General features: G+C 42.1%; 2 protein-coding genes. Both read left to right on the forward strand.

Features of this window, described 5'->3' with window-relative positions; all coding sequences use genetic code 11:
* Positions 1-231 precede the first annotated feature (231 nt).
* On the forward strand, positions 232-735 hold the full coding sequence (locus HW115_RS19485; protein WP_178935334.1) for a hypothetical protein: 504 nt from the start codon (positions 232-234) through the stop codon (positions 733-735).
* A gap of 124 nt (positions 736-859) precedes the next feature.
* Entirely contained in the window at positions 860-1,315 is a 456-nt protein-coding gene (locus tag HW115_RS19490) for a hypothetical protein (protein WP_178935336.1), read from the forward strand.
* The last annotated feature ends 2 nt before the right edge of the window (positions 1,316-1,317 follow it).

The following is a 1,317-nucleotide window of genomic DNA, read 5'->3' on the forward strand; positions in this document are numbered from 1 at the left end:
GGCACACGAATTCGGGTGTCACGTTCCATAAGTTGTGAGCAAGAAAGGTTGATTCCGAGTCGCACTTGAAAGGAACCAGAAAAGCGGGGGAAACTAATCGGCAGAACAAGTCGCAGCACCCGACAGCTAGTAGCTGTCGAATTTGCGACAGGTAACCTTTTTACGTCATCGTATCTTTAATTCGCATATCGACGCCTGATCGCTGCCGGTGTGCTTTACGTTAGGCTAAATATGGACATCGATACAATATTTGAAGAGTGGACTTTGGGTGATCAACAAACTAGTGAGTTGCAACCACTCTGTGATGCCAAGTTACGAGATGCATTGTATTGCCTCATTCCTAATAACCCTTCTCCTATACATAGAAAGTTGATACTAGAACTCCTGTCCGAGGAGGTTATTTACAGACGAGGTCTCTGGGAGAGAACGATTAATAACGATGACTACTATGAGAATATTTATCTCTGTGTCTTTCTGCTAACTCGTCTTGAGAAGGTTGAAGACGTATTTCATATTTGGCAAGTTAAGCATCTTAATATGGATGTTGGCTCTATTATTGATGTCTATTTCTTGGTTGGCGGAGGGATTGATGCGACGTTAGCTTATTTGACAGCTGATAAATCAGAGGTGGCAGATAAGATAATTCAATATATTCTAGATGCCAGTATTACGCAGGCTGACGTTGAAGGTTGGATAGATGGTCAAATTGAGTATCACGATAGGATCAGTGCCTAACAAGTCGTTGCACCCGATGGCTAGTAGCTGATTTGCCAAGTTTTTCGACCACGAATCAGAATTGAAACTTTAACCGTTTATCCACGCTTTCATCGCCACGGGTGAACTTTACGTTAGCCAAAAAATGAAAAAGCACTTTTCTAGAATTCGCAACCTTATGCGGATAGCTGCCATTTTTAGCCCGCTGTGTGCACTAGGAGCGTTTCTATGTTTTGCTAATGGGTTCTTTTTAGTTGCAGTGCCACTTGCTGGCATAGCTTTACTATTAGTCGCAGCTTTCCCTATTAAGCGCCTATCATATTATGGGAGTGCTTATGGGGCTGCAGAACCTAGCGATAAGTTGCGAGATTGTATTAGAATGGCTATCTTTATACTCGTGACGCTATGGGGTGTAAGCTTACCCGCATATAGTGTATTTATGGAGGGGGTTTACTCTGATCATTCATTGTGGGATTGGCGTATTATTTTAGCCGCTTTTATATGGAGCGGTCATATGATTTATTCAAATCTCCGTGTTGTAAGTTCATCTTCCGACGATAAGATTTTGGCTTTCTACGACTATGATCGACAGAAAAATTAGCT

Origin of the sequence: Oceaniferula marina (assembly GCF_013391475.1) — a bacterium.
In the GTDB taxonomy this organism is placed as follows: Bacteria; Verrucomicrobiota; Verrucomicrobiia; order Verrucomicrobiales; family Akkermansiaceae; genus Oceaniferula; species Oceaniferula marina.